Here is a 20,138-nt window from a genome sequence, read left to right on the forward strand (position 1 = left end):
AGGAAAGCTTTTTTCGGAAGCTCTCACCCCACCCCAATAGGGATACAAGCCCCCGACAGCAGTCGTGGAGACCAAAAAATTTTAGACCAAAGTTGAAACCCCCCAGATTTATCTGTGGAGTCAATCTAAAATCTCGAATCTCCAATCGACTGGCGGCAGCCGAAGAACTAAGTTTACCAGGCATTTGCGCCGCCCGCGCTAGGGCGCTGAGTGCTAATTTAATGAGGAGACTTGCATGAGTGGCGATCGACCGCCTTGGTTTAAAGTTGCATTACAGGTTCGGGGGTCTGTCATTCCCTCAATTTTGCCCCGCGTTTTGCTGTGCGGCGGCTTTGGAGTTCTTATTTCCCTGCTGCACTTTTTTAAGTGGCCAGTTTCCTTACCAATTTTGTCGAGTATTGTACCGAGTATTGTCCTGGGTTTACTGTTAGTTTTTCGGACAAATACAGCCTACGAAAGATTTTGGGAAGGTCGAAAAATGTGGGGAACTTTAGTCAACAACGTCCGCAATTTGGCGCGCCAAATCTGGGTAGCAATTGAGGAAAAAGACCCGCCGGATATCGAACTAAAAAAGTCAGTTTTGCGCCTGTTACCTGCCTTTGCAGTGGCCCTGAAACTGCACTTGCGGCAACAATCAGTAAATCCAGAGTTGGAGCCGTTAATGTCCCCAGTGCACTACCAAAAGCTCAAGTCGATGAACAATCCGCCTCTAGAAATTGCCTTTTGGATTGAGGATTACTTGCACGAGCAGTATGAGGGCAATTGCGTTGATGTCTATCAGTTAACTGCTATGAAGGAGTTGATCAACTCTATGATTGATGTATTAGGTGGCTGCGAGCGGATTTTGAAGACGCCTATCCCTTTGGCTTACGCGATTCACTTGAAACAACTATTGTTGCTTTACTGTTTGGCACTGCCCTTTCAAATGGTGAACGATTTGACTTGGGGAACCGGCCCTATTGTGGCTTTAATTAGTTTTACTTTGTTCGGCATCGAAGAAATCGGCATTGAAATAGAAAATCCCTTCGGGCACGATGACAATGATTTGCCTTTGGACAATATTTGTGCTGCCATGCAGCGCAATATCGACGATTTAATTTCTTTCTCTCCTAGCGTTCACGAACACGTGAAAGATAAGTAGAGTCATTCGATTTTAGATTTTAGATTTTAGATTTTAGATTGGTAGATAAAATCTAAAATCTAAAAGCTTCTGGTTAATTTTTAACAAGAAACCGCATTAACCCCGCTAATACTAACAATACAGGTGTCAGCCAATCTCCCCACCGCACGTACAAAGTTCGAGTTTGCCGCCGATAAATAGTAGCATCTCGGACTTCATAGGTATTAATTCCCGACTTCCAAATCGTTTCGCCCCGAGGATTTACAAAAGCAGAGTAACCCGTATTAGTTGCGATAACTGCCCATCTATCCGTCTCAATTGCCCGCATCACATCTAAAGCGTGATGTTGAGCTAACATCGGCGGTTTGTAATGGGCATTATTGGAAGCTGTGAGCATAAATTCGCCTCCATTCGCCGCCTGATATCGGAAAATTTCCGCAAACGCGGAATCGTAACAAATTCCGACAATGGCGCGGCCAAACGGCGTATCAAACAATTGTTTAGAATTACCGGGTACTAAATGAGCATCTAAGGGAGAAAGCCGATTAATAATCCCGCCTAAGATTTCGTAAAAAGGGATATATTCGCCTAAAGGAACTAGCTTTAGTTTATCGTAGCGGCCGACAATTTCTCCAGTGCGATCGATCGCCAATAAGCTGTTAGTGATACTATTCTCTTGCTGTCCGAATCCTCCAACCCAAGCCACAACGCCGCGTTCGAGAATAGCTTGGTAAAAGGAAAGAGTAGAACGCTGATACTCGTTTGTCCAGATAAAAGGCAAAGCTGTCTCTGGAATTAACACAGCATCGACTTTTCTGTCTGCTAACTGTTTGTACCCAGTGGTGTAACCTTCCAAAGCGCGCCCCCAACCCGCTGAGTCAAACTTAATCTCGTTAGGAATATTGCCTTGAATAATGCCAATTTTTAATGAGGTTCCCGCCTCTTGATTCAAAGGGCGATTGTACAAACTCCAGCCTGCAATATGCAAAACTAAAAATAAACCCGCAGGCCAAATATAAGCAACCCACTTCTTCCCTCGGACTTCTCCCTTCTTACCTCGGACTCTCTCCTGCTTCCATCCATCCGTTACATCCGTTACATCCGTTACACAATCCGTTGCCGAACTTCCTTCTTCCTTCTTCCTTCTTCCTTCAATAAAAGCTTCGGCGATTAAGCCATTTACTGCTACAATAGCGGCTGTTACTGCGCTGGGCCCGGAGAGTTGACCGAGGTGCAATATTGCTAAATTGTGGGGGCTTTGCGTGTAAGATAGTGATGTCCACCACAGCGAACCTGTACTCCAAATACTTTCTAAGGCGCACCACAAAGCTGTGCCAATTAAAACGCGAGTTAATGCTGAAAATTGAGCTTTACCCCCCCCAGCCCCCCCTTGTAAAGGGGGGGAGTTAAGAATAATAAGATCGGAGCTACCCCCCCCAGCCCCCCCTTGTAAAGGGGGGGAGTTAAGAATAAGATCGGAGCTACCCCCCCCAGCCCCCCCTTGTAAAGGGGGGGAGTTAAGAATAAGATTTGGATTTTTTCGGGGTAAAGTTAGGGAGTTGAGAATTACAAATAGCCACGCCCAAACGGAGACTAATGCTGCTCCCCAGAGGGTGATGAATGCCCAGCAAAAAAGTGCGATCGCCAAACTCGGCCACCAAGGAACTCCCAACCAAGTCATCGGGTGAATTCCCATAATCCAAGATAAAGCTAATCCGTGATAGCCAATTCCCCAGAGTGAAGGAAGAAGGAAGAAGGAAGAAGGAAGAAGGAAGAATTTTTGTTGTTTTACTTCTTGCTTTGGCCTTTCATAACTAACAACCAAAACCCACAGGGGAGCTAATGCTACCCAAGCCAACAGCCAAGCATTTACTGGTGCGGTTGTCAATGCCATCAAAATGCCGCTGAAAAGTGCGATCGCCCAGGCTAATGTTTTGGATTTATGAACCACGAGTTTTTCAAATTTGTGCCTGTTAAATATCGCCACTTTGATGATTGCCAAAAATAATAATTCTTAATCAATATATCAGATCGATCGGGAAGAAGAAAGCTCGGAAACGCGCAGTGTACGGGATTTAACAGATTTAACGGATTTAACTCACATCTTGCACCCTTCTCAAGAACAGGCAAGATGCCTGTTCCACAAAGAGTTAATTTTCTTGTGGAACAGGCCGAAAAGCCTGTTCCTAAACAATTAATTGAGAATGGTGCAACATCTCAAATTTAACGGATTTAACAGAAAAAAATCTCTCAAATTCTACTTGCCAAAACAAAAAGCGCCCCTATTTCTAGGAGCGCTTTTTGTTAATCAAAAGCTAAATTTAGCCGTTGATGGAAGGAGCAACCATTGCTACTGGGGTGACTTCACCGGCGGCCAAGTCGAGGGGGAAGTTGTGAGCATTGCGCTCGTGCATTACTTCCATACCCAAGTTAGCGCGGTTGATGACATCAGCCCAAGTGTTGATCACGCGACCTTGCGAGTCGATAACCGATTGGTTGAAGTTGAAACCGTTCAAGTTAAACGCCATCGTGGAAATACCCAAAGAGGTAAACCAGATACCGACAACTGGCCATGCACCTAACAAGAAGTGCAAAGAACGGCTGTTGTTAAAGCTTGCGTATTGGAAAATCAAACGACCGAAGTAGCCGTGGGCTGCAACGATGTTGTAGGTTTCTTCTTCTTGACCGAATTTGTAACCGTAGTTCAAAGATTCAGTTTCGGTTGTTTCCCGAACCAAAGAAGATGTTACCAAGGAACCGTGCATGGCGGAGAACAGAGCACCGCCGAAGACACCAGCAACTCCCAACATATGGAAGGGGTGCATCAGGATGTTGTGCTCGGCTTGGAACACGATCATGAAGTTGAATGTGCCGGAGATACCCAAGGGCATACCGTCAGAAAAGCTGCCTTGTCCGATCGGGTAAATCAAGAATACTGCGGTGGCTGCTGCAACTGGTGCAGAGTAAGCGACGCAGATCCAAGGACGCATACCTAAACGGTAGGACAGTTCCCATTCACGACCCATGTAGCAGAAAATGCCAATCAGGAAGTGAAATACTACCAATTGGTAGGGGCCGCCGTTGTACAACCATTCATCGAGGGAAGCCGCTTCCCAGATGGGATAGAAGTGAAGCCCGATCGCATTCGATGAAGGAACAACAGCACCAGTAATGATGTTGTTGCCGTACATCAAGGAACCAGCAACGGGTTCGCGGATGCCGTCGATGTCTACTGGAGGGGCTGCGATGAAGGCGATGATGTAGCAGATGGTGGCACTCAGCAAGGTAGGAATCATCAAGACGCCGAACCAACCGATGTAAATCCGGTTGTCAGTGCTAGTTACCCACTCGCAGAACCGTTCCCAAACGTTGCCGCTTTCGCGACGCTGTACGGTTGTTGTCATTTGGTTTATGATGGCTTAATTGAATTTTCAAGGTTCGTTGTGGGGATGCCCCACGCTTATATTAGTAACACCATTCACTAAAGTTTGCCAAGGGATTACTGCTGACAATTTAAAGATTTTACAAACATTTACAACCACTTGATTATTAGTAAAGATTTGTAGTTTTTTACAAAGTAATATTACACACCACACTGTTTAAATATAGCGACCTGAAGAACTGAATCTATTGTCTGTAGCTTGGTTCAGCAGTTCGAGCAAATTATTTTGGTTCAGGTCGATTCTCTTTTAATTTAAATATCTGTTAATTAGGTCGTGAAGAGATGATTCGTAATATTTATTTACATATCATCGGTGGATTCTGAGAGGGGAAATTTTTATCGGGAGAATACTGAAAACCGGGTTTCTAGTGCGGGCTGCATTCTCAATAATCTCCAATCAACCGGGTTTATTGACGAAAAAAGAAACCCGGTTTCTGAAGCGCTTGGCAATAGAAATCAACCGGGTTTCTGAGGATGAGTCCGCAAGTTCTGCGTAAAACTTAGCCTTTAGCCTGGGGGCCAGTTCATCTGCCGTCCGCCGAGAATGTGAAGGTGCAGGTGGTCTACAGTTTGGCCGCCGTCGCTGCCGCTATTAATGACGACCCGATAGCCGTTGCTAAGTCCGAGTTGTTCTGCTACCCGCTTGACAGTCAGCAGCAAGTGTCCCATCAGAGCATGATCTTCTGACTCGGCATCGGCTAATTTGGCAATAGGCTGTTTGGGAATGACGAGGATGTGGACGGGTGCTTGCGGATGGATATCTCGGAACGCGAGGGCCAAGTCGTCTTCATAAACGATGTCTGCGGGAATCTCTTTGCGGATGATTTTGCTGAAAAGCGTTTCTTGAGTTGTCATGGGTTGTTAACGAAGGAAGAAGGAAGAAGGAAGAAGGAAGAAGGAAGAGGGAAGAGGGAAGAAGGCGGAAGTGGGAAGAAGGCGGAAGTGGGAAGGGGGAAGGGACAGAGGTTCGAGGGAAGACGCAGCAGGAGAGAAGGAAGAGGAGAAAAGGAAGAGGCAAGGAAAAGTTTTTCTTGCCTCTTCCGATATTCATTAGTCATTGTTAATCATAATAGATGATGAATCAAGGACAGGCAAATTAAGGATAAAGAAAAATGCTTGCTAGGGTTTGGAGTGCATCGATCGTTGGAATTGACGCGGTAAAGGTTGGTGTTGAGGCTGATGTGTCAGGGGGGCTACCGAAAATTGTGGTTGTGGGATTGCCCGATTCTGCGGTGCAAGAAGCTAAAGAAAGGGTTAAGGCTACGCTAAAAAATTCGGGATATGCTTTTCCGATGCGGAGTATTGTGATTAATTTGACTCCGGCGGATTTGCGGAAGGAAGGGCCGAGTTTTGATTTGCCGATCGCCATTGGCATTTTAGCAGCATCCGAACAAGTCAGCGGTCAACTTTTGGGAGATTATTTGTTTTTAGGGGAACTTTCTTTAGATGGGAGTTTGCGGCCTGTGGCTGGGGTTTTGCCGATCGCCGCTGCTGCTGCCAAAATGGGTATTTCGGGGTTGGTTGTACCGGCTGGTAACGCGCAGGAAGCGGCTTTGGTACACGGAATATCTGTTTATGGTTTTGAGAATATTTTTGCTGTTACTGATTTTTTGAACAATCCTGAAGTTTATTCGCCTGTAGAAGTAAACGGTAGAGAAGAGTTAGCAAAAACGCGGTTTTCTGGTCTAGATTTAAAAGATGTAAAGGGGCAAATTCACGCGCGGCGGGCTTTGGAAATTGCGGCGGCGGGGGGACACAATTTAATTTTTGTGGGGCCGCCAGGGAGCGGTAAGACTATGTTGGCGAGGCGTTTGCCGGGTATTTTGCCGCCGCTGACTTTTGATGAAGCTTTGGATGTGACTCAGATTCATTCGGTGGCGGGGTTGTTGAAGGATAAGGGAAGCTTGGTGGGCGATCGACCTTTTCGCAGTCCTCACCATTCGGCATCGGGGCCTTCTTTGGTAGGTGGCGGCAGTTTTCCGCGTCCGGGTGAAATTTCTTTAGCACATCGCGGCATACTTTTTTTGGATGAATTAACTGAGTTTAAAAGAGATGTTTTGGAGTTTTTGCGGCAACCGCTGGAAGATGGTTATGTGACGATTTCTCGGACTAGACAATCGGTGATGTTTCCTGCTCAATTCACTTTAGTTGCGAGTACGAATCCTTGCGCTTGTGGTTATTACGGAGATTCAATCCAACAGTGTACTTGTTCGCCGCAAAAGAGGGAGCAATATTGGGCAAAACTTTCAGGGCCTTTGATGGATCGGATCGATTTACAAGTGGCGGTTAATCGTTTGAAACCCGAGGAAATTACGCGACAGCCGACGGGGGAGGAGTCGGAACCGGTGCGGGTGAGGGTGCAGCGGGCGCGAGAACTCGCTACTCGCCGTTTTCAGTCGGAATCTAGTTTGCGCTGTAATGCGGAGATGCAAAGCAGTCACATTAACCAATGGTGTCAGTTGGATGATGCTTCTCGGAATTTATTGGAGATGGCGATTCGGAAATTGGGGCTTTCGGCGAGGGCTAGCGATCGCATTTTGAAGGTTGCTAGAACTATTGCTGATTTGTCGGGGGATGAAAGCTTGAAAACGAATCATGTGGGGGAGGCGGTGCAGTATCGGACGATCGATCGCATGCAGTAAGTCAGCAACGGCTCAAAAGACACAATACTCCAATCCCCGACTTCTTAAAGAAGTTGGGGATCTAACAGTTGATTCGGTGATTTAAATCGCTTCTAAACATACGAAGTCCCACCAGATGGGGACTAAGGGCTTAAGGGGGTATTGAAGCTCGATTGATGTTATCCAATTATTTAATTGAGCAACTGAAACGCCCCGATGTTCCCATGTTGATTGTCTGATTTTGTGTGGCATGGTGCCAGTATCACTTGTGACAGTTGTGTAAGTTCTGTTAGTGTTACATTGGGAATGCGACAGCAAACCAAGGCAGCAGTTAAAGTGGCGATCGAGGAAACTTTAGACCAACTGCCCGAAAGCTAATCAACTGAAGTGTATCAGCGCAAATATCAAGAGGTTTATCAGCACGTCTAGGAATCTTATTCTGAGACCACACGCAGTATTTATACCACCGCAGCTAGAAGCTGGTGTCAATGCCACCCACCCACAGCTTTTGTCAAAAATTCCTCATAATTTCATCAAAAATTCATCAAGTTTTTACCCACTTTTTGTCGTTTTTACTGTAATTTATGATACCGATCGCCCAAGTTGCCCGAATCTCCACAACGGCCGAATTTTTAATATTTAATTTCCCGCTCTCGCTCTCCCTCGCTCTCCCTCGCTCTTCCTCCCTCTTCCTCTTTCTCTGGCCCCCTCTCCCTGTTTCACCATAAAATTTGAAATTTTTGAGTGACGAATTATGGCACGATCGCAGCGCGTTTTGATACCATTCAATCAAGCGCAAGACAATCAGGGAATGCACTGGAGGTGTGTAAATGGAGCTTTTGGCAGAACAAAAACGGTGCTTGGATTGCTTGGTAAGCTCGATCGAGCAATTGGGAGGTCGAGTAGACATTCCCAAGCTGGAGCAGATAGCTGAGCTAATCATTCAAACGATGAGAGGGCCTTGGCGCTACTTTCACACGTCGGAACACATTTTTGAGGTCGGGGGGTCAGTCGATCCGATCGAGGTGCTGGCTGCGCTGTTTCACGACCTCGTGTACGTGCAAGTCGATCAGGGCGTTAGTTTCAATATTAGCAGCGCCCTTTGTCCTTTTGTCAAAGAGGTGCGATCGCAGTTAGTTATTAGAGATGAAACCGAACTGCCCAACGATGCCATGTATCACCTAGTGGCCTCAGTATTTGGGTTTATTCCCGGCAAGACTCTCTCTCCGTTTGGCGGCCAAAACGAATTTTTGAGTGCCGTTATTGCTGCCAAATCTTTGGAGCCTTTTTTGCCAGCTAGTACGATCGCTGAGATCACAGCTTGCATCGAAGCTACTATCCCTTTTCGTCCCGTTTCGCCCAGTGGTTTGAGTGCGATCGAACTTTTGTACCAGCGTTTGGCAAATGCGAATCGCGATTTTAACTTGGGATGGAGCCATGCAGAAATTGTAGAAATTGTCAAGCGTGCTGTCAGGTTAGCAAATAGAGATGTCGAGAATTTTGCATCTCCAAATTCCTCTAATTTCTTAGACAATACCTGGAATTTGATGCCTGAAACCAACCACGAATTGAGCAATGTTAATTCCTATACTGTTGCCGGATATCGCAGGTCTCTGCAAAAAATGGAAGGATTTTTGAACTTCCTCAAACCAGAACTGGTTTTCCAGCAGTTTATGCAAGAGCCGGACGATGAAACCTACGCTAACCTGATTGCCCGAACTCGCAAAAATATCGAAGTTGCTAAACTTTATCTGGGGGTAAAGCTAATTACTATCGCCATTTTAGAAGCTCTTTCCTACCGTTTGGGCCGCGATATTCCGCTTTCAACTATGATGGGAGAATTACGCACACCAGGATTTAAAACTTCTGTTTTGGAGGATTACTTGCCCAACAGACAGAGCGCCTACCCATTAGAAAGTCAGTTACAAAGAGAAGTGTTAGACCTGCTAGAAATAGGACGCAATCAAGAATCGCGCTATGATATTAAAAACTCCCCGGTTTCTACGTTTATTATCAAATCTATCGGCTTTGCTGAAACTGAAAACTTTTTGAAGAAAGCTCAAGAGTTTTTTGCAGATCCTACTTCCTCGGAAGAGTTTCTCTCTTACTGCGCTCCCGATGTCATCGAGACCATCTCCTCCGGCGTGATGAAACTCTTTGACAGCAGGAAGACGGCTTTAGGGAAAGTTAAATTAGTTCACCAAACAGTTTCTTAGGATAGGTTGGCAAAATCTTAAAACGTTTTCCATCGCAGAAACCCGGTTTCTTGAGTTCAGCTACAATGTCCGGTTAGTTTGAGATGTTGCACCATTCTCGCTTAACAGGCTTTCGGGTCTGTTCCACAAAAAATGAGTTTTCTTGTGGGGAGTAGCGGTTGGGCAGGAGATCCCGCCTATAGCAGGCTTATTGATAATGGTGCAAGATTTCAGTTTAAACCATAAAAAAAGTCCTCTTTAACTCAGATGTTGCACCATTCTCAATAAGCCTTTTATGAACAGGCTTTTCGGCCTGTTCCACAAGAAAATTAACTCTTTGTGGAACAGGCCGAAAAGCCTGTTGCTGACAATGGTGCCAGATATCAGCTTTAAAGGACTTTAGCTATGAGTCAGGGGTTTGAACCTCTGGCGGACTAATTCGACATCAAACTTCTATTGCGGTGAACCAGCCGCACCCTCTGCCCCGGAGTTGCTATTAGGTACAGCCGTATCTGTAGGATTAGAATCGCTCTGGCTGTCGGTATTAGTTTCGCCGCTGGTACCTGTTCCAGGAGCGCCCTCACCTTGAGTTGGAGATGGAGTAGCTGAACTCTCAGGTGCTGGAGTTGGTGGAGTGGAATCTGGCTCATTCTGCGGAGTCGGAACCGTAGTATTGGTATTATTTGACGGCGAAGATGGAGACGGCGCTGCTTGCTGAGCGGGTGCATCTTGCTGCTGTGAATTTGGAATTGTAATATTGATATTGGGAGAAGGATTTGCTTGAGGAGCCGGAGTTGCCTGTTGAGCTGGACTTGGTTGAGGACTCGGCGTAGCGTTTTGAGCTGGAGATGGTTGAACCGGAACCGGAACAATCTTTTGAATGATCGTTTTTTCTCTCTCTATCGTCCGAGTCGGAGCTGGTGTTGCTGAAGGCTGATTCGCTTTCGGTACAACAATCACAGGAGCAGCAGTAGGAGTAGGAGCCTCCTCACCCCGATTGAAGTAATATACACTGCCCAGAACTAAGCCTACCAAAGAAGCAAGAAGAATCCCTAACAGTAACCCGCGACCAGCATTCTCGTTATCGCGGACTTCTTGGACTCCAACTTGGCGGTGGTTTTCGGCCATTTCACCCTGTACATAACCTTGGTGATGAGCTGCTTCTTGAGAAGCCTTCCCCGTTGTACTCGGAACACTTGTAGTAGTTCGCGTTGTACTGACGTGACCGTTAGTTGCATCGGTGTGAACTTCTTGATGAATTTCACGGCTAGAGCTATTTTCTTCGTTAGGTTTCATAATTATCTTCGGCACAACTATTCAAAAAATATTTGTCTGTAGGAGATGCTCTGGTTTGAAAACTTGAGCTAAGCTGTTGAGCATTTAAATCACTTATTTTGATTTACTGTCAAGATTCAGGTGTAAGCGTTGGGTGTTTGGCTCATGAGTTTAAATGCTTAACAGCTTTTAGCTTAGGGAGTTTAGAGAACTTTTGGTTTTTCCTTCATTTGTATCCAATCTAACTCGTTAAGGTATTAACCAGGCTCTACCCCTAGAGTGATTCCCAAGTCCCCAAAGGGATAGAATTAGCCGGACTTCAACAAAGAATATCGGCTAAATGAGTTATTTATAATGCTTGCTGTGCAAGCATTAGCTGTTGCGGCATTGAAATTGTATGTCAAAAACAATTAAAGTCTTGTGGGGAGTAGGGGTTGGGCGTCCCGCCTGCCCTGAATATACAATTTAAATGCGCGACAGCTTATAGCAATCCTAAATGAGTCGTAAATTTTTTACGACTCATTTAGGATTGCTATATTTATAAAGCCAGTTTGTGCTTGAAATGTGTTTAAGTCCGGTTAGATAGCCACAATTAAGTTTTTAGTAATAAAAGCAAGTTTTTTCTCATCCATCTAGAGAGGATAGTCGTACTCACTACCAACAAGCTTTATTGCGGGAAATTAACCGGACAGGAGCCTTACTAACAAGTGAATTTTTTTATTCTGTTCTTTCAATGATGATGGTCATGTGAGCGACTAATGCACCTATCGCTCCTACGGCTGCAATGACGGGAAACAAGGCCGCACCGATGACTCCACCAACTACTCCCACTGTCAAAGGAACTTCTACTAAGATCCGTCCCTCTTCATTTTTGATAATGATGCGGCGGATATTTCCTTCGTGAATCAATTCTTTAACTTTAGCAACCAAATCGTCTCCGTTAATTTTTACCTCTTCGACGCTAACTTTTTCCTGAGTATAAGCAGGGGTTTCTAAAGGAGTCGTTTCAAAATTAACCTCAGCAACTTTTTGGGCAGAAACTTTTTCAGATACAGGTATTGATTCGAGCTCTCTTGTCCCGACAGGTTCTTGTTCGCGATCTGTAGGTGTGTCCATTTTTTGTTCTCCTTTTAGGTAAAAGTATTTTTGTATAGAATTATATTGAAATATAACATGCAACTTTTTTTGAATCAATCATTCTTTTGGGTGATCTTGCTGCTGCTGTCGTGATTTTCTGAAGGTATGATGATGAAAATTCCCTCACTCTCTCGCTTCTGGGCTGATCCCATCTGTCCCTGTCTCTTTGTGCCGTTTAGTTAACTGTCTGCTTCGGGTTCTCGCACCGCCCCACCCTTGAAAAACCTCCAATCCCGACAACGAAAGGATGAGAGCGACTTTTACACTCTCACAGACTCTGACTCAACAGGTGTACAGGTTGAAATACTGACATTGTACGGAAAGTACGATCGTCCCGCCGTGTATACAGTTACCACCTCTCGTTCGGGAAACCGCACATGGAAACCGTCGCTTACTTTCCTCAAATGTCATTTCAATTTAGCTCAGTGCGATCGCCCAACCAAACCCGACCCCCCAGGGTTCCTCAAATCAACATCTTAGAGTTTCTAATGAGAATTGCCTAAAATCAAGGGGGAGGAGAAGTAATAATGATCGAAAGATTATCGCAACCAAACCAACTTCCTCAAATTGAAGTGGAGGTTGGGAAAAAATTCGGGTCAAACTGAGATGTTGCACCATTCTCAATAAGGCTTTTATGGGCGGGTTCTGGGGCCCAACCCCTACTCCCCACAAGAAACTTGATATTTTGTGGAACAGGGCCCAAAGCCTGTTGCTGACAGAGGTGTAAGATATCAGGTAAAATAGAATTATTTGCTTCTGCTTCCTCTTGATTCTCCGTGTCCGATTTGCCAGCGACAGAATTTGAATCTCAAGTTGATGCCCCGACGGTACTTTTCGGGAAACTTTTAAGGCACATCAAGCGGATGTGTGGAATGTGAGTTTTAGTTGCGATCGCACAACTTTAGCATCTGCCGGGAAAAATTTCGTTGGTGAAGCTTTGGAGTCTCGATGTGGCTAAAGTATAAGCTGCCGAACTTGACAAATTGCTCGCCCTCGGCTGTCCCTGGCTCGGAGACTACCTACAATACAATCTTCGGGTTGAGTGCGATCGGCATTTGTGCAAAAAAACTGACAATTGAGATTTATTAGCAATTGCCGGAAACCTGTTTTGCCTGAATTTTAAAATCGGGCGATCGGCTGCCGATTTGTCGCTATTCTTGTCTTATTGTAATATAATTTTACGCAAGGGGTAATACGAAATGTACTGCCACAGGTCGCAGATGTCTATCCATCTGAACCAAATTAATGTCATCAAACATTAAAAATAGTTATGACTGTTATATTCGGATTAGTAAAATCTTGGATATATAAAATTCAATACATAGTCAGGTTTCAAAGGGGTGTCTGCTGTTAAATCAATCTAACCTGCAATATCGTTTCGGGGGACACCAGCACGATTTAAGGCAAAAAATAATCCTGCTGAATTAACTGGATTCGAGGGAGCAGACGAAAGTTGATGACTAAGCTATAAAAAGAGTTGAAAAGGCCTTCTAAATAGTAGGCAAGACTCCAGCAGCCAACCGCAACTGCCAATTACCAAAGGAGGGAGCAGTGTATGAAACTGACGGGTTGAGTCCCCTGAAATCGCCGCTTGGTTTGCGATCGACTCTACAGGAATTAACCCTCTACGATTTTTTCCTAGAGTCTGAGTGTCCGGGGGACGAAGTTGCTAAAATTTTTCAGGCAAACCCTTTACTTCCCGGGATCATCATCACTCAGGAAGGAAAGTTTACAGGGATGATTTCGCGGCGGCGTTTTTTTGAACACATGAGCCGCCCCTACAGCTTGGAGTTATTTTCTCAACAGCCTTTGTTGATACTCTACCGCTTTACTAAAACTGATATGTTGGTTCTCGATCGCGAAACCTCAATTATGACAGCAGTGCGGCAGTCTTTGGAGCGATCGCCCGAACTCATCCACGAGCCAATTGTAGTACAAGTAGAACCGGAAATTTACAAACTTTTAGACGTACACCAACTGCTGCTTTCTCAGTTGCAAATTCACGAGTTATCAACCGTGGCGATGCGCGAGTCGCAAGCGCAATTGAGACATCAAGCCCAACAGCTCGAACTTGCCCTGCTGGAACTTCAGCGCACTCAAACTCAACTAATTCAAACTGAGAAAATGTCTTCTTTGGGACAGTTAGTAGCAGGAGTAGCTCACGAAATCAACAATCCGATCGGCTTTATCTACAGCAATTTGCACCACGCTAAAGAATACACGCAAGCTTTAATGCAGATGCTCGACATCTACAGGCAGCAGTGTTCCGAATTCATACCGGAAATTGCAGCGGAAGCTGAAAAAATTGAACTCGATTATTTGCTAGAAGACTTGCCAAGAGTCTTAAATTCCATGCAGCAAGGTGCAGAAAGAGTCCGCGATATCGTTTTGTCGCTGCGGAATTTTTGCAGATTAGATGAAGCTCAAATGAAGCAGGTCAACATTCACGACGGTATCAACAACACGATTATGCTTTTGCAAAGCCAGCTTAAAGGGAAACCGGGGCAGGAGGCGATCGAAATTCACAAAGAATACAGCGACTTGCCGCTGGTGCAGTGCTATCCCGGACAACTCAATCAGGTATTTATGAATATTTTACTTAATGCAGTTTACGCTCTGGTTGAGTCTAATAAATACGAAAATGTCGATAGAAAAAACCCTAAAAAGTCGCACTTAGGCGACCAAAAGCAGTCTTGTACAACGACTCAATCATCCCTTTCTAAGTCTACCCGCCTGATTCCTACGATTCGGATTCACACCGAGTTAATTGAGAAAAAAAAGGTAATAATTAAAATTTCTGACAACGGGCCGGGGATGACAGAAGATGTTCGGAAGCGGTTGTTTGACCCTTTCTTTACTACTAAGCCGGTCGGCCAAGGAACGGGTTTGGGACTGTCCATTAGCTATGAAATTGTTGTCAACCAACACCGCGGCGCATTGAAGTGCTTTTCGGAACCGGGAAAAGGTGCAGAATTTGCGATCGAAATTCCCCTTCAACAGTCTTCCCTAGCACAGATTTTGCCTCGCTTTGCGTGATATAGCAGAAGGAAGAAGGAAGAAGGAAGAAGGAAGAAGGAAGAAGGGAGAAGGCAGAAGCAATAAAAGTTAGGGACTTGGCCGTTGAAACCGCTTCTTGTTAAACTTTCGTTCCTCTCGCTTGAGACTAAAGAATAAAGCCCGTCAGCTACGGTGAACCTTTGCAAACCCACTTCCACAAAGGATGACTCGGCCCCTGTTGGCGAATGCGGCGCACTTGGTTTTCCAAACCCTGTTTTTCCCGCAGGGGCAATCCTCGCACCATATTGCGACTTTGCCAAGTTAGCACTCCTAAAGTCATTCCCAAGCACAAACCCAAACCGAGAGTCGGCCAGCGATGAAAAGATAAACCGTAGCGCACCGCCGCCCAAGTGAAGTGTTCTAACCACAAAGCGATTTCGCGGCGCAAACCCCAAAGGCTCAAAGAACCGACGCTAATCCACAGCAATATCACAGTTAACCAGCGGCCGTAAACTGTTAGTTTGTGAAGCCTTTGGACTTCAATTTGAAAAGTTTGGTCAGTAGTCATTTGTTATTTGTCATTTGTCATTTGTCATTGGTTATTGGTTATTGATGATTTATTATTAGTCAGTCAACAGTTAACCGTCAACAGTTAACCGTCAACAGTTAACCGTTAACAGTCAATTAAACTTCCTCTGACTGGTTGATTCCTTCTGCAGGGACGGGGATGGAATGGCCGGTGCGACTGCGCCACCAAGCTAGTAGCGTACTGGCAATGAAAATACTCGAATACGCACCCGCAATAAAGCCGACAATCAATGCTAAAGCAAAGTATTTGAGGGTTTCGCCGCCAAACAAAAAGATTGAAAACAATGTCAGCAGCGTTGTCATCGTCGTGTTAATTGACCTTCCTAGCGTCTGCATGACCGCATCATCGACAATTTGATCGATCGACTGTCCCGGATTTAGCTTAATTACTTCGCGCACGCGATCGTAAATTACCACTGTATCGTTAACAGAAAAACCGATAATTGTCAAGATAGCGACCACAAATAAACTGTCAACTTCCACTCCTTGAACTAAACCCAAAAACGAGAAAACACCAAGAGTAACCAACACGTCGTGGAATAGAGCAACGAAAGCAAAAAAGGCATAATCCAACTGAAACCGGAATGTTAGATAAACCGTAATTCCAGCAAAGGAAATAAATACAGCCAACAATCCAGAAGTAAATAATTGTTTACCGAGGGTAGGCCCCACTGTATCAATTTGAGTAGATTGAGGAGCAAAAGCACCTATTTTTTGGCTCAAAGCTGCTTGCAACTCAGTCCGCTGTTCGACATCCAAAGTTTTTGTTCGCAGCGACAAACCACGCTGTTCTTGGCCGATAACTTGAATGCTGCTGCCTGCCAAACCTTGGGCGTCCAGGACTTCGCGGACAGCAGCAAGATCGATCGGTTTACAATTTTCTGGTTTCGTGCAGTCGAGTTCAAATTGCAGGCGAGTGCCGCCGATAAAATCTAAACTGGGGCGCAGCGGTGCGCGGATGTCGGGACGAGTCCAAGAAATCGCCATCGACACTATACCTGCGAGGATGATAGCGGCGGAAATACTCCACCAGATCGATCGTTGTTTGATTACACTGAATTTCATAATTTGAAGGAAGAAGGAAGAGGGAAGAGGGAAGAAGGAAGAGGGAAGAAGGAAGAAGGAAGAGGGAAGAGGGAAGAGGGAAGAGGGAAGAGGGAAGAAGGAAGAAGGAAGAAGGAAGAAGGAAGAGGGAAGAAAAACTTCTCAATGTAGGGTGGGCAATGCGTACCTTACCGAGTGCGTACCTTACGTAGTCTGTTAACAGTCAACAGTCAACAGTCAACAGTCAACAGTTAACTATTAGCAGTTTTCGACAAACCGGGACAAAACAACTGAGGTTTCCGCAATGCTGGAAAGCTTAATACTACGAACAGCAGAGTGCGGCTGCAAGTGAGCGCAGTAAACATACTCACTAATACTCCCAATGCCAGAGTTACAGCAAACCCTTTAACTAAACCAGCGCCCAACCAGAACAAAGCAGCACAAGCAATAACTGTTGTGACGTTACCGTCTAAAATGCTGGAAAAAGCGCGGTAAAAACCCGATTCTACCGATCGATAAAGCGATTTCCCCGCCCGCAACTCTTCCCGCGTGCGTTCAAAAATCAACACGTTAGCATCCACGGCCATCCCGATGCTGAGTACAAAACCCGCAATTCCCGGCAGCGTTAATGTCACTCCCAAAAGCACGAAAGCTGCCCAAGTTAACAGAGCATAAATTAACAGCGCAATATTGGCAATTACGCCAGGGAGTCGATAGTAGGCAACCATGAAAATCAAGACTAAAACTAAGCCGCCGATACCTGCGTTAATACTGCTTTGAATGCTGTCTCTACCCAAGCTAGCGCCGATGGTGCGGTTTTCTACAATTTCGACCGGTACCGGCAAAGCGCCGCCCCGCAATTGCACTGCCAAATCGTTGGCTTCTTGCGTTGTAAAGTTGCCTTGAATTACGGCACTTCCACCAGTAATTCCTGTCTGGGCAAATTCAACGCCGACGACTGGAGAACTGATCATTCTGTCGTCTAGGAAAATACCGATACTGCGTCCGGTGCCTGCTAAATTTTTAGTGAGTTGGGCAAAGAGTTCGCCTCCTTTGGTATCGAAAACAAGAGCAACGTTCCAGTTGTTCCCAGAGGCCAAGGGTTGAGGTTGAGCGTCTTTGAGGTTTTCGCCGCCGAGGCCGCTGCTTTTGAAGAGTTTGGCGATCGCCTCATTGCTTCTTTTCAAAGCAGCCTGATTTTCTTTAATTGCTGCCTCATTCGGGCTAGTTTTCAATTCTGCTTGTTTGACCAGTAATTCCTGCTGCAACTGCCTTTCAATGCCTAATTGTGCTTCTGTTCCGGGCAGTTGTTCCAGAAATTCTAGCTTGGCCGTGCCTCCCAAAACTCGTTCTGCTTGCTGCGGGTCATTTACTCCGGGCAACTGCACGAGAATTTGGTCTTCTCCTACTGTTTGGACTAATGCTTCGGAAACACCCAAACCGTTGACGCGGTTTTCGACAATCCGCCGCACTGCTTCTAACATTCCCTGATCAATTTTGGGAATTGTGGGGGTAGTTTTTACTTGAATTGTGAGTTGCGACCCTCCTTGCAAGTCTAATCCCAGCCGCGTCGGAATTGTTACTATTACAGTAATGGCGGCGATGATTAAAACAAAAATTAGGGCTAATAGGGAACGTTGTTTTTGCATATTTAATTATTGGTTATTGGTTATTGGTTATTGGTTATTGGTTATTGGTTATTGGTTATTGGTTATTGGTTATTGGTTCGTCCCGAGCTTTTTTTCGGTCTTCAAATAACAAATAACAAATAACCAACAACAAATAACAAATTACCAATAACTATTTATACTCGCAAAGCTACCATTTTTTGGACGGCTTCGACAATTTGATTGGGCTGGACAATTGTCAGTCTTTCCAAATTGCCGTTGTAAGGTGTGGGAATATCTTGTGAAGACAGGCGCAAAACCGGTGCGTCGAGTTCGTCAAAAAATCGATCGCTAATCGAAGCAATTAGTTCGGCACCGATGCCTCCTGTTTTCATGCACTCCTCTACAATAATTACTTTGTGAGTTTTGCGAATGGATGCGCCGATGGTCTCCATGTCCAGGGGTTTGAGAGAAATTAGGTCGATTACTTCTGGATCGTAACCTTCTTTTACCAGGGCGGGCACGGCTTGCATGACGTGGTGCCGCATCCTCGAATATGTCACGATTGTGACATCTTTGCCCGATCGCACAATTTCTGCTTTGTCCAGCGGCACTAAATATTCTGTTTCTGGCAAATTTTCTTTGAGGTTGTAAAGAAGAACGTGCTCGAAAAACAGAACGGGGTTATCGTCGCGGATGGCTGATTTTAAGAGTCCTTTGGCGTTGTAGGGAGTCGAACAGGCGACTATTTTCAAACCCGGTACTGCTTGGAAATATGCTTCTAAGCGCTGGGAGTGTTCGGCGCCGAGTTGCCGGCCCACGCCGCCGGGTCCACGAATTACCATTGGCATTTTGAAGTTGCCGCCCGATGTGTAGCGCAGCATTCCGGCGTTATTGGAAATTTGGTTGAAGGCCAGCAGCAAAAAGCCCATGTTCATGCCTTCGATGACCGGCCGCAATCCCGTCATTGCTGCGCCTACTGCCATACCCGTAAAGCTATTTTCGGCGATCGGGGTGTCGAGCACTCTAAGTTCGCCGTATTTGTTGTAGAGGTCTTTGGTGACTTTATAGGAACCGCCGTATTGACCTACGTCTTCGCCGAGTACGAATACGGCGGAGTCGCGGGCCATTTCTTCGTCTAACGCCTCGCGGAGGGCGTTGAACAATAAGGTTTCCGTCATAGGAGGTGAAGCAATGATTGCAGGAGGGTCAGATTAGAATCTTAACCTTTTGGGGGTGTCGATCTAGGAGTCGATCGAACATTTTGTACTTAAAGCGTGCAGAATTGGCAATCCCTTTATCATGTTTGGCTATTTTTGTCAAATCATTGAAAAACTATTCTCTTGTTCAAGAGTAATTTGCGTTTATATAATATGAATTAGTTTTGAGGAAAGCAGCAATGTTACAGTACAACTTGCCGAGGAACTTGCCCTCAGCCGACGAACTACCAGACTCGGATGAAACGCCTGTGGATAACGAACTGCAAGAATTAATACCGGGGTTGCTAAAAGCAATCTTGCTAATACTTTGGTCGTCACGCATGGACTGGTTTTTTGGGATAGATATGGGTGTTTACTATCACCATGACAAGCCAGCTATTGTCCCAGATGGTTTCTTGAGTTTAGGAGTAGAACGGTTTTACGACGAAGAATTGCGTCCCAGTTACGTGGTGTGGGATGAAAATGTCATGCCGCTGTTCGTGCTAGAAGTTGTTTCCCAAAATTATCGCAAGGAATACAGCACGAAATTGGAAGAATATCAAGCTTTAGGCGTACTTTATTACGTGATTTATTCTTCCCGCCGCCGCCCTAAACCGCGTTTGGAAGTACACAAGTTAGTCAATGGCAAGTATGAACTGCAGTCAGGAAATCCTGTTTGGATGCCAGAAATCGGTTTGGGAATTGGTTGTGAAAGGGGAAATTATTCTGGGGTGACAAGAGAGTGGTTGTATTGGTACGATGCCGATGGCAAACGCTATTTGACACCTGAAGAACAAGTGAAACATGAAGCGCAACGCGCCCAACAATTAGATCGGCGCGCCCAACAATTAGCTCAAAGATTGCGAGAGTTGGGAGTAGACCCAGACAATTTGAACTAATGGCAGTCAGTAAT

16 protein-coding genes are annotated in these 20,138 nt (G+C 45.5%); 7 read left to right on the forward strand and 9 right to left on the reverse strand.

Annotated features, from left to right (window positions below; all coding sequences use genetic code 11):
* Positions 1 to 235: 235 nt before the first annotated feature.
* Positions 236 to 1,141, forward strand: a complete 906-nt coding sequence (locus QUA43_RS10745; protein WP_333373703.1) for a bestrophin family ion channel — start codon at positions 236 to 238, stop codon at positions 1,139 to 1,141.
* Between the two features lie 73 nt (positions 1,142 to 1,214).
* On the opposite strand, the gene lnt is transcribed toward QUA43_RS10745, so the two are convergent.
* The 3 genes from lnt to QUA43_RS10760 all read right to left on the reverse strand — a co-directional run bounded on the left by lnt (position 1,215) and on the right by QUA43_RS10760 (position 5,417).
* On the reverse strand, positions 1,215 to 3,107 hold the full coding sequence (gene lnt / locus QUA43_RS10750; RefSeq protein WP_445301962.1) for an apolipoprotein N-acyltransferase: 1,893 nt from the start codon (positions 3,105 to 3,107) through the stop codon (positions 1,215 to 1,217).
* A 334-nt stretch (positions 3,108 to 3,441) separates the two neighbouring features.
* On the reverse strand, positions 3,442 to 4,524 hold the full coding sequence (psbA, locus tag QUA43_RS10755; RefSeq protein ID WP_333373706.1) for a photosystem II q(b) protein: 1,083 nt from the start codon (positions 4,522 to 4,524) through the stop codon (positions 3,442 to 3,444).
* A 545-nt stretch (positions 4,525 to 5,069) separates the two neighbouring features.
* Positions 5,070 to 5,417: a histidine triad nucleotide-binding protein gene (locus tag QUA43_RS10760; RefSeq protein WP_333071428.1), complete on the reverse strand. Its 348-nt coding sequence runs from the start codon at positions 5,415 to 5,417 to the stop codon at positions 5,070 to 5,072.
* On the opposite strand from QUA43_RS10760, the gene QUA43_RS10765 reads away from it, so the two are divergent.
* From QUA43_RS10765 to QUA43_RS10775, 3 genes are all read left to right on the forward strand, one after another.
* Entirely contained in the window at positions 5,411 to 5,626 is a 216-nt protein-coding gene (locus QUA43_RS10765; protein WP_333373709.1) for a hypothetical protein, read from the forward strand. The genes QUA43_RS10760 and QUA43_RS10765 overlap by 7 nt on opposite strands.
* Positions 5,627 to 5,674: 48 nt before the next feature.
* Positions 5,675 to 7,204: a YifB family Mg chelatase-like AAA ATPase gene (locus tag QUA43_RS10770; protein ID WP_333373712.1), complete on the forward strand. Its 1,530-nt coding sequence runs from the start codon at positions 5,675 to 5,677 to the stop codon at positions 7,202 to 7,204.
* A gap of 809 nt (positions 7,205 to 8,013) precedes the next feature.
* A complete protein-coding gene (locus QUA43_RS10775) occupies positions 8,014 to 9,399 on the forward strand; it encodes a hypothetical protein (protein WP_333373715.1) in 1,386 nt (461 codons plus the stop codon).
* A gap of 432 nt (positions 9,400 to 9,831) precedes the next feature.
* Here QUA43_RS10775 and QUA43_RS10780 read toward each other — a convergent pair whose 3' ends face one another.
* Both QUA43_RS10780 and QUA43_RS10785 read right to left on the reverse strand, forming a co-directional pair.
* Entirely contained in the window at positions 9,832 to 10,674 is an 843-nt protein-coding gene (locus tag QUA43_RS10780) for a hypothetical protein (RefSeq protein WP_333373718.1), read from the reverse strand.
* Between the two features lie 696 nt (positions 10,675 to 11,370).
* A complete protein-coding gene (locus QUA43_RS10785; RefSeq protein ID WP_333261992.1) occupies positions 11,371 to 11,769 on the reverse strand; it encodes a DUF4342 domain-containing protein in 399 nt (132 codons plus the stop codon).
* 1,572 nt (positions 11,770 to 13,341) lie between these two features.
* Here QUA43_RS10785 and QUA43_RS10790 point away from each other — a divergent pair.
* A complete protein-coding gene (locus QUA43_RS10790; RefSeq protein WP_333373722.1) occupies positions 13,342 to 14,826 on the forward strand; it encodes an ATP-binding protein in 1,485 nt (494 codons plus the stop codon).
* Between the two features lie 148 nt (positions 14,827 to 14,974).
* Here the strand turns inward: QUA43_RS10790 and QUA43_RS10795 are convergent, their stop codons facing one another.
* Both QUA43_RS10795 and secF read right to left on the reverse strand, forming a co-directional pair.
* Positions 14,975 to 15,355 (reverse strand): hypothetical protein, encoded by a 381-nt coding sequence (locus tag QUA43_RS10795; RefSeq protein WP_333373724.1) that lies wholly within the window; start codon positions 15,353 to 15,355, stop codon positions 14,975 to 14,977.
* A 116-nt stretch (positions 15,356 to 15,471) separates the two neighbouring features.
* On the reverse strand, positions 15,472 to 16,440 hold the full coding sequence (gene secF, locus QUA43_RS10800) for a protein translocase subunit SecF (protein WP_333373727.1): 969 nt from the start codon (positions 16,438 to 16,440) through the stop codon (positions 15,472 to 15,474).
* A gap of 3 nt (positions 16,441 to 16,443) precedes the next feature.
* On the opposite strand from secF, the gene QUA43_RS10805 reads away from it, so the two are divergent.
* Positions 16,444 to 16,590 carry a hypothetical protein gene (locus QUA43_RS10805; RefSeq protein ID WP_333373730.1) on the forward strand — a complete coding sequence of 49 codons (147 nt, stop codon included), beginning with the start codon at positions 16,444 to 16,446 and terminating at the stop codon, positions 16,588 to 16,590.
* Between the two features lie 80 nt (positions 16,591 to 16,670).
* On the opposite strand, the gene secD is transcribed toward QUA43_RS10805, so the two are convergent.
* The gene (gene secD, locus QUA43_RS10810; RefSeq protein WP_333373732.1) at positions 16,671 to 18,068 is read right to left on the reverse strand and encodes a protein translocase subunit SecD; all 1,398 of its coding nucleotides are present in this window, start codon (positions 18,066 to 18,068) and stop codon (positions 16,671 to 16,673) included.
* Positions 18,069 to 18,223: 155 nt separating this feature from the next.
* Entirely contained in the window at positions 18,224 to 19,207 is a 984-nt protein-coding gene (locus tag QUA43_RS10815; protein WP_333373735.1) for an alpha-ketoacid dehydrogenase subunit beta, read from the reverse strand.
* A gap of 218 nt (positions 19,208 to 19,425) precedes the next feature.
* On the opposite strand from QUA43_RS10815, the gene QUA43_RS10820 reads away from it, so the two are divergent.
* The gene (locus tag QUA43_RS10820) at positions 19,426 to 20,124 is read left to right on the forward strand and encodes a Uma2 family endonuclease (protein ID WP_333373738.1); all 699 of its coding nucleotides are present in this window, start codon (positions 19,426 to 19,428) and stop codon (positions 20,122 to 20,124) included.
* The last annotated feature ends 14 nt before the right edge of the window (positions 20,125 to 20,138 follow it).

This window comes from Microcoleus sp. N9_B4 (assembly GCF_036701635.1).
In the GTDB taxonomy this organism is placed as follows: Bacteria; Cyanobacteriota; Cyanobacteriia; order Cyanobacteriales; family Microcoleaceae; genus Microcoleus.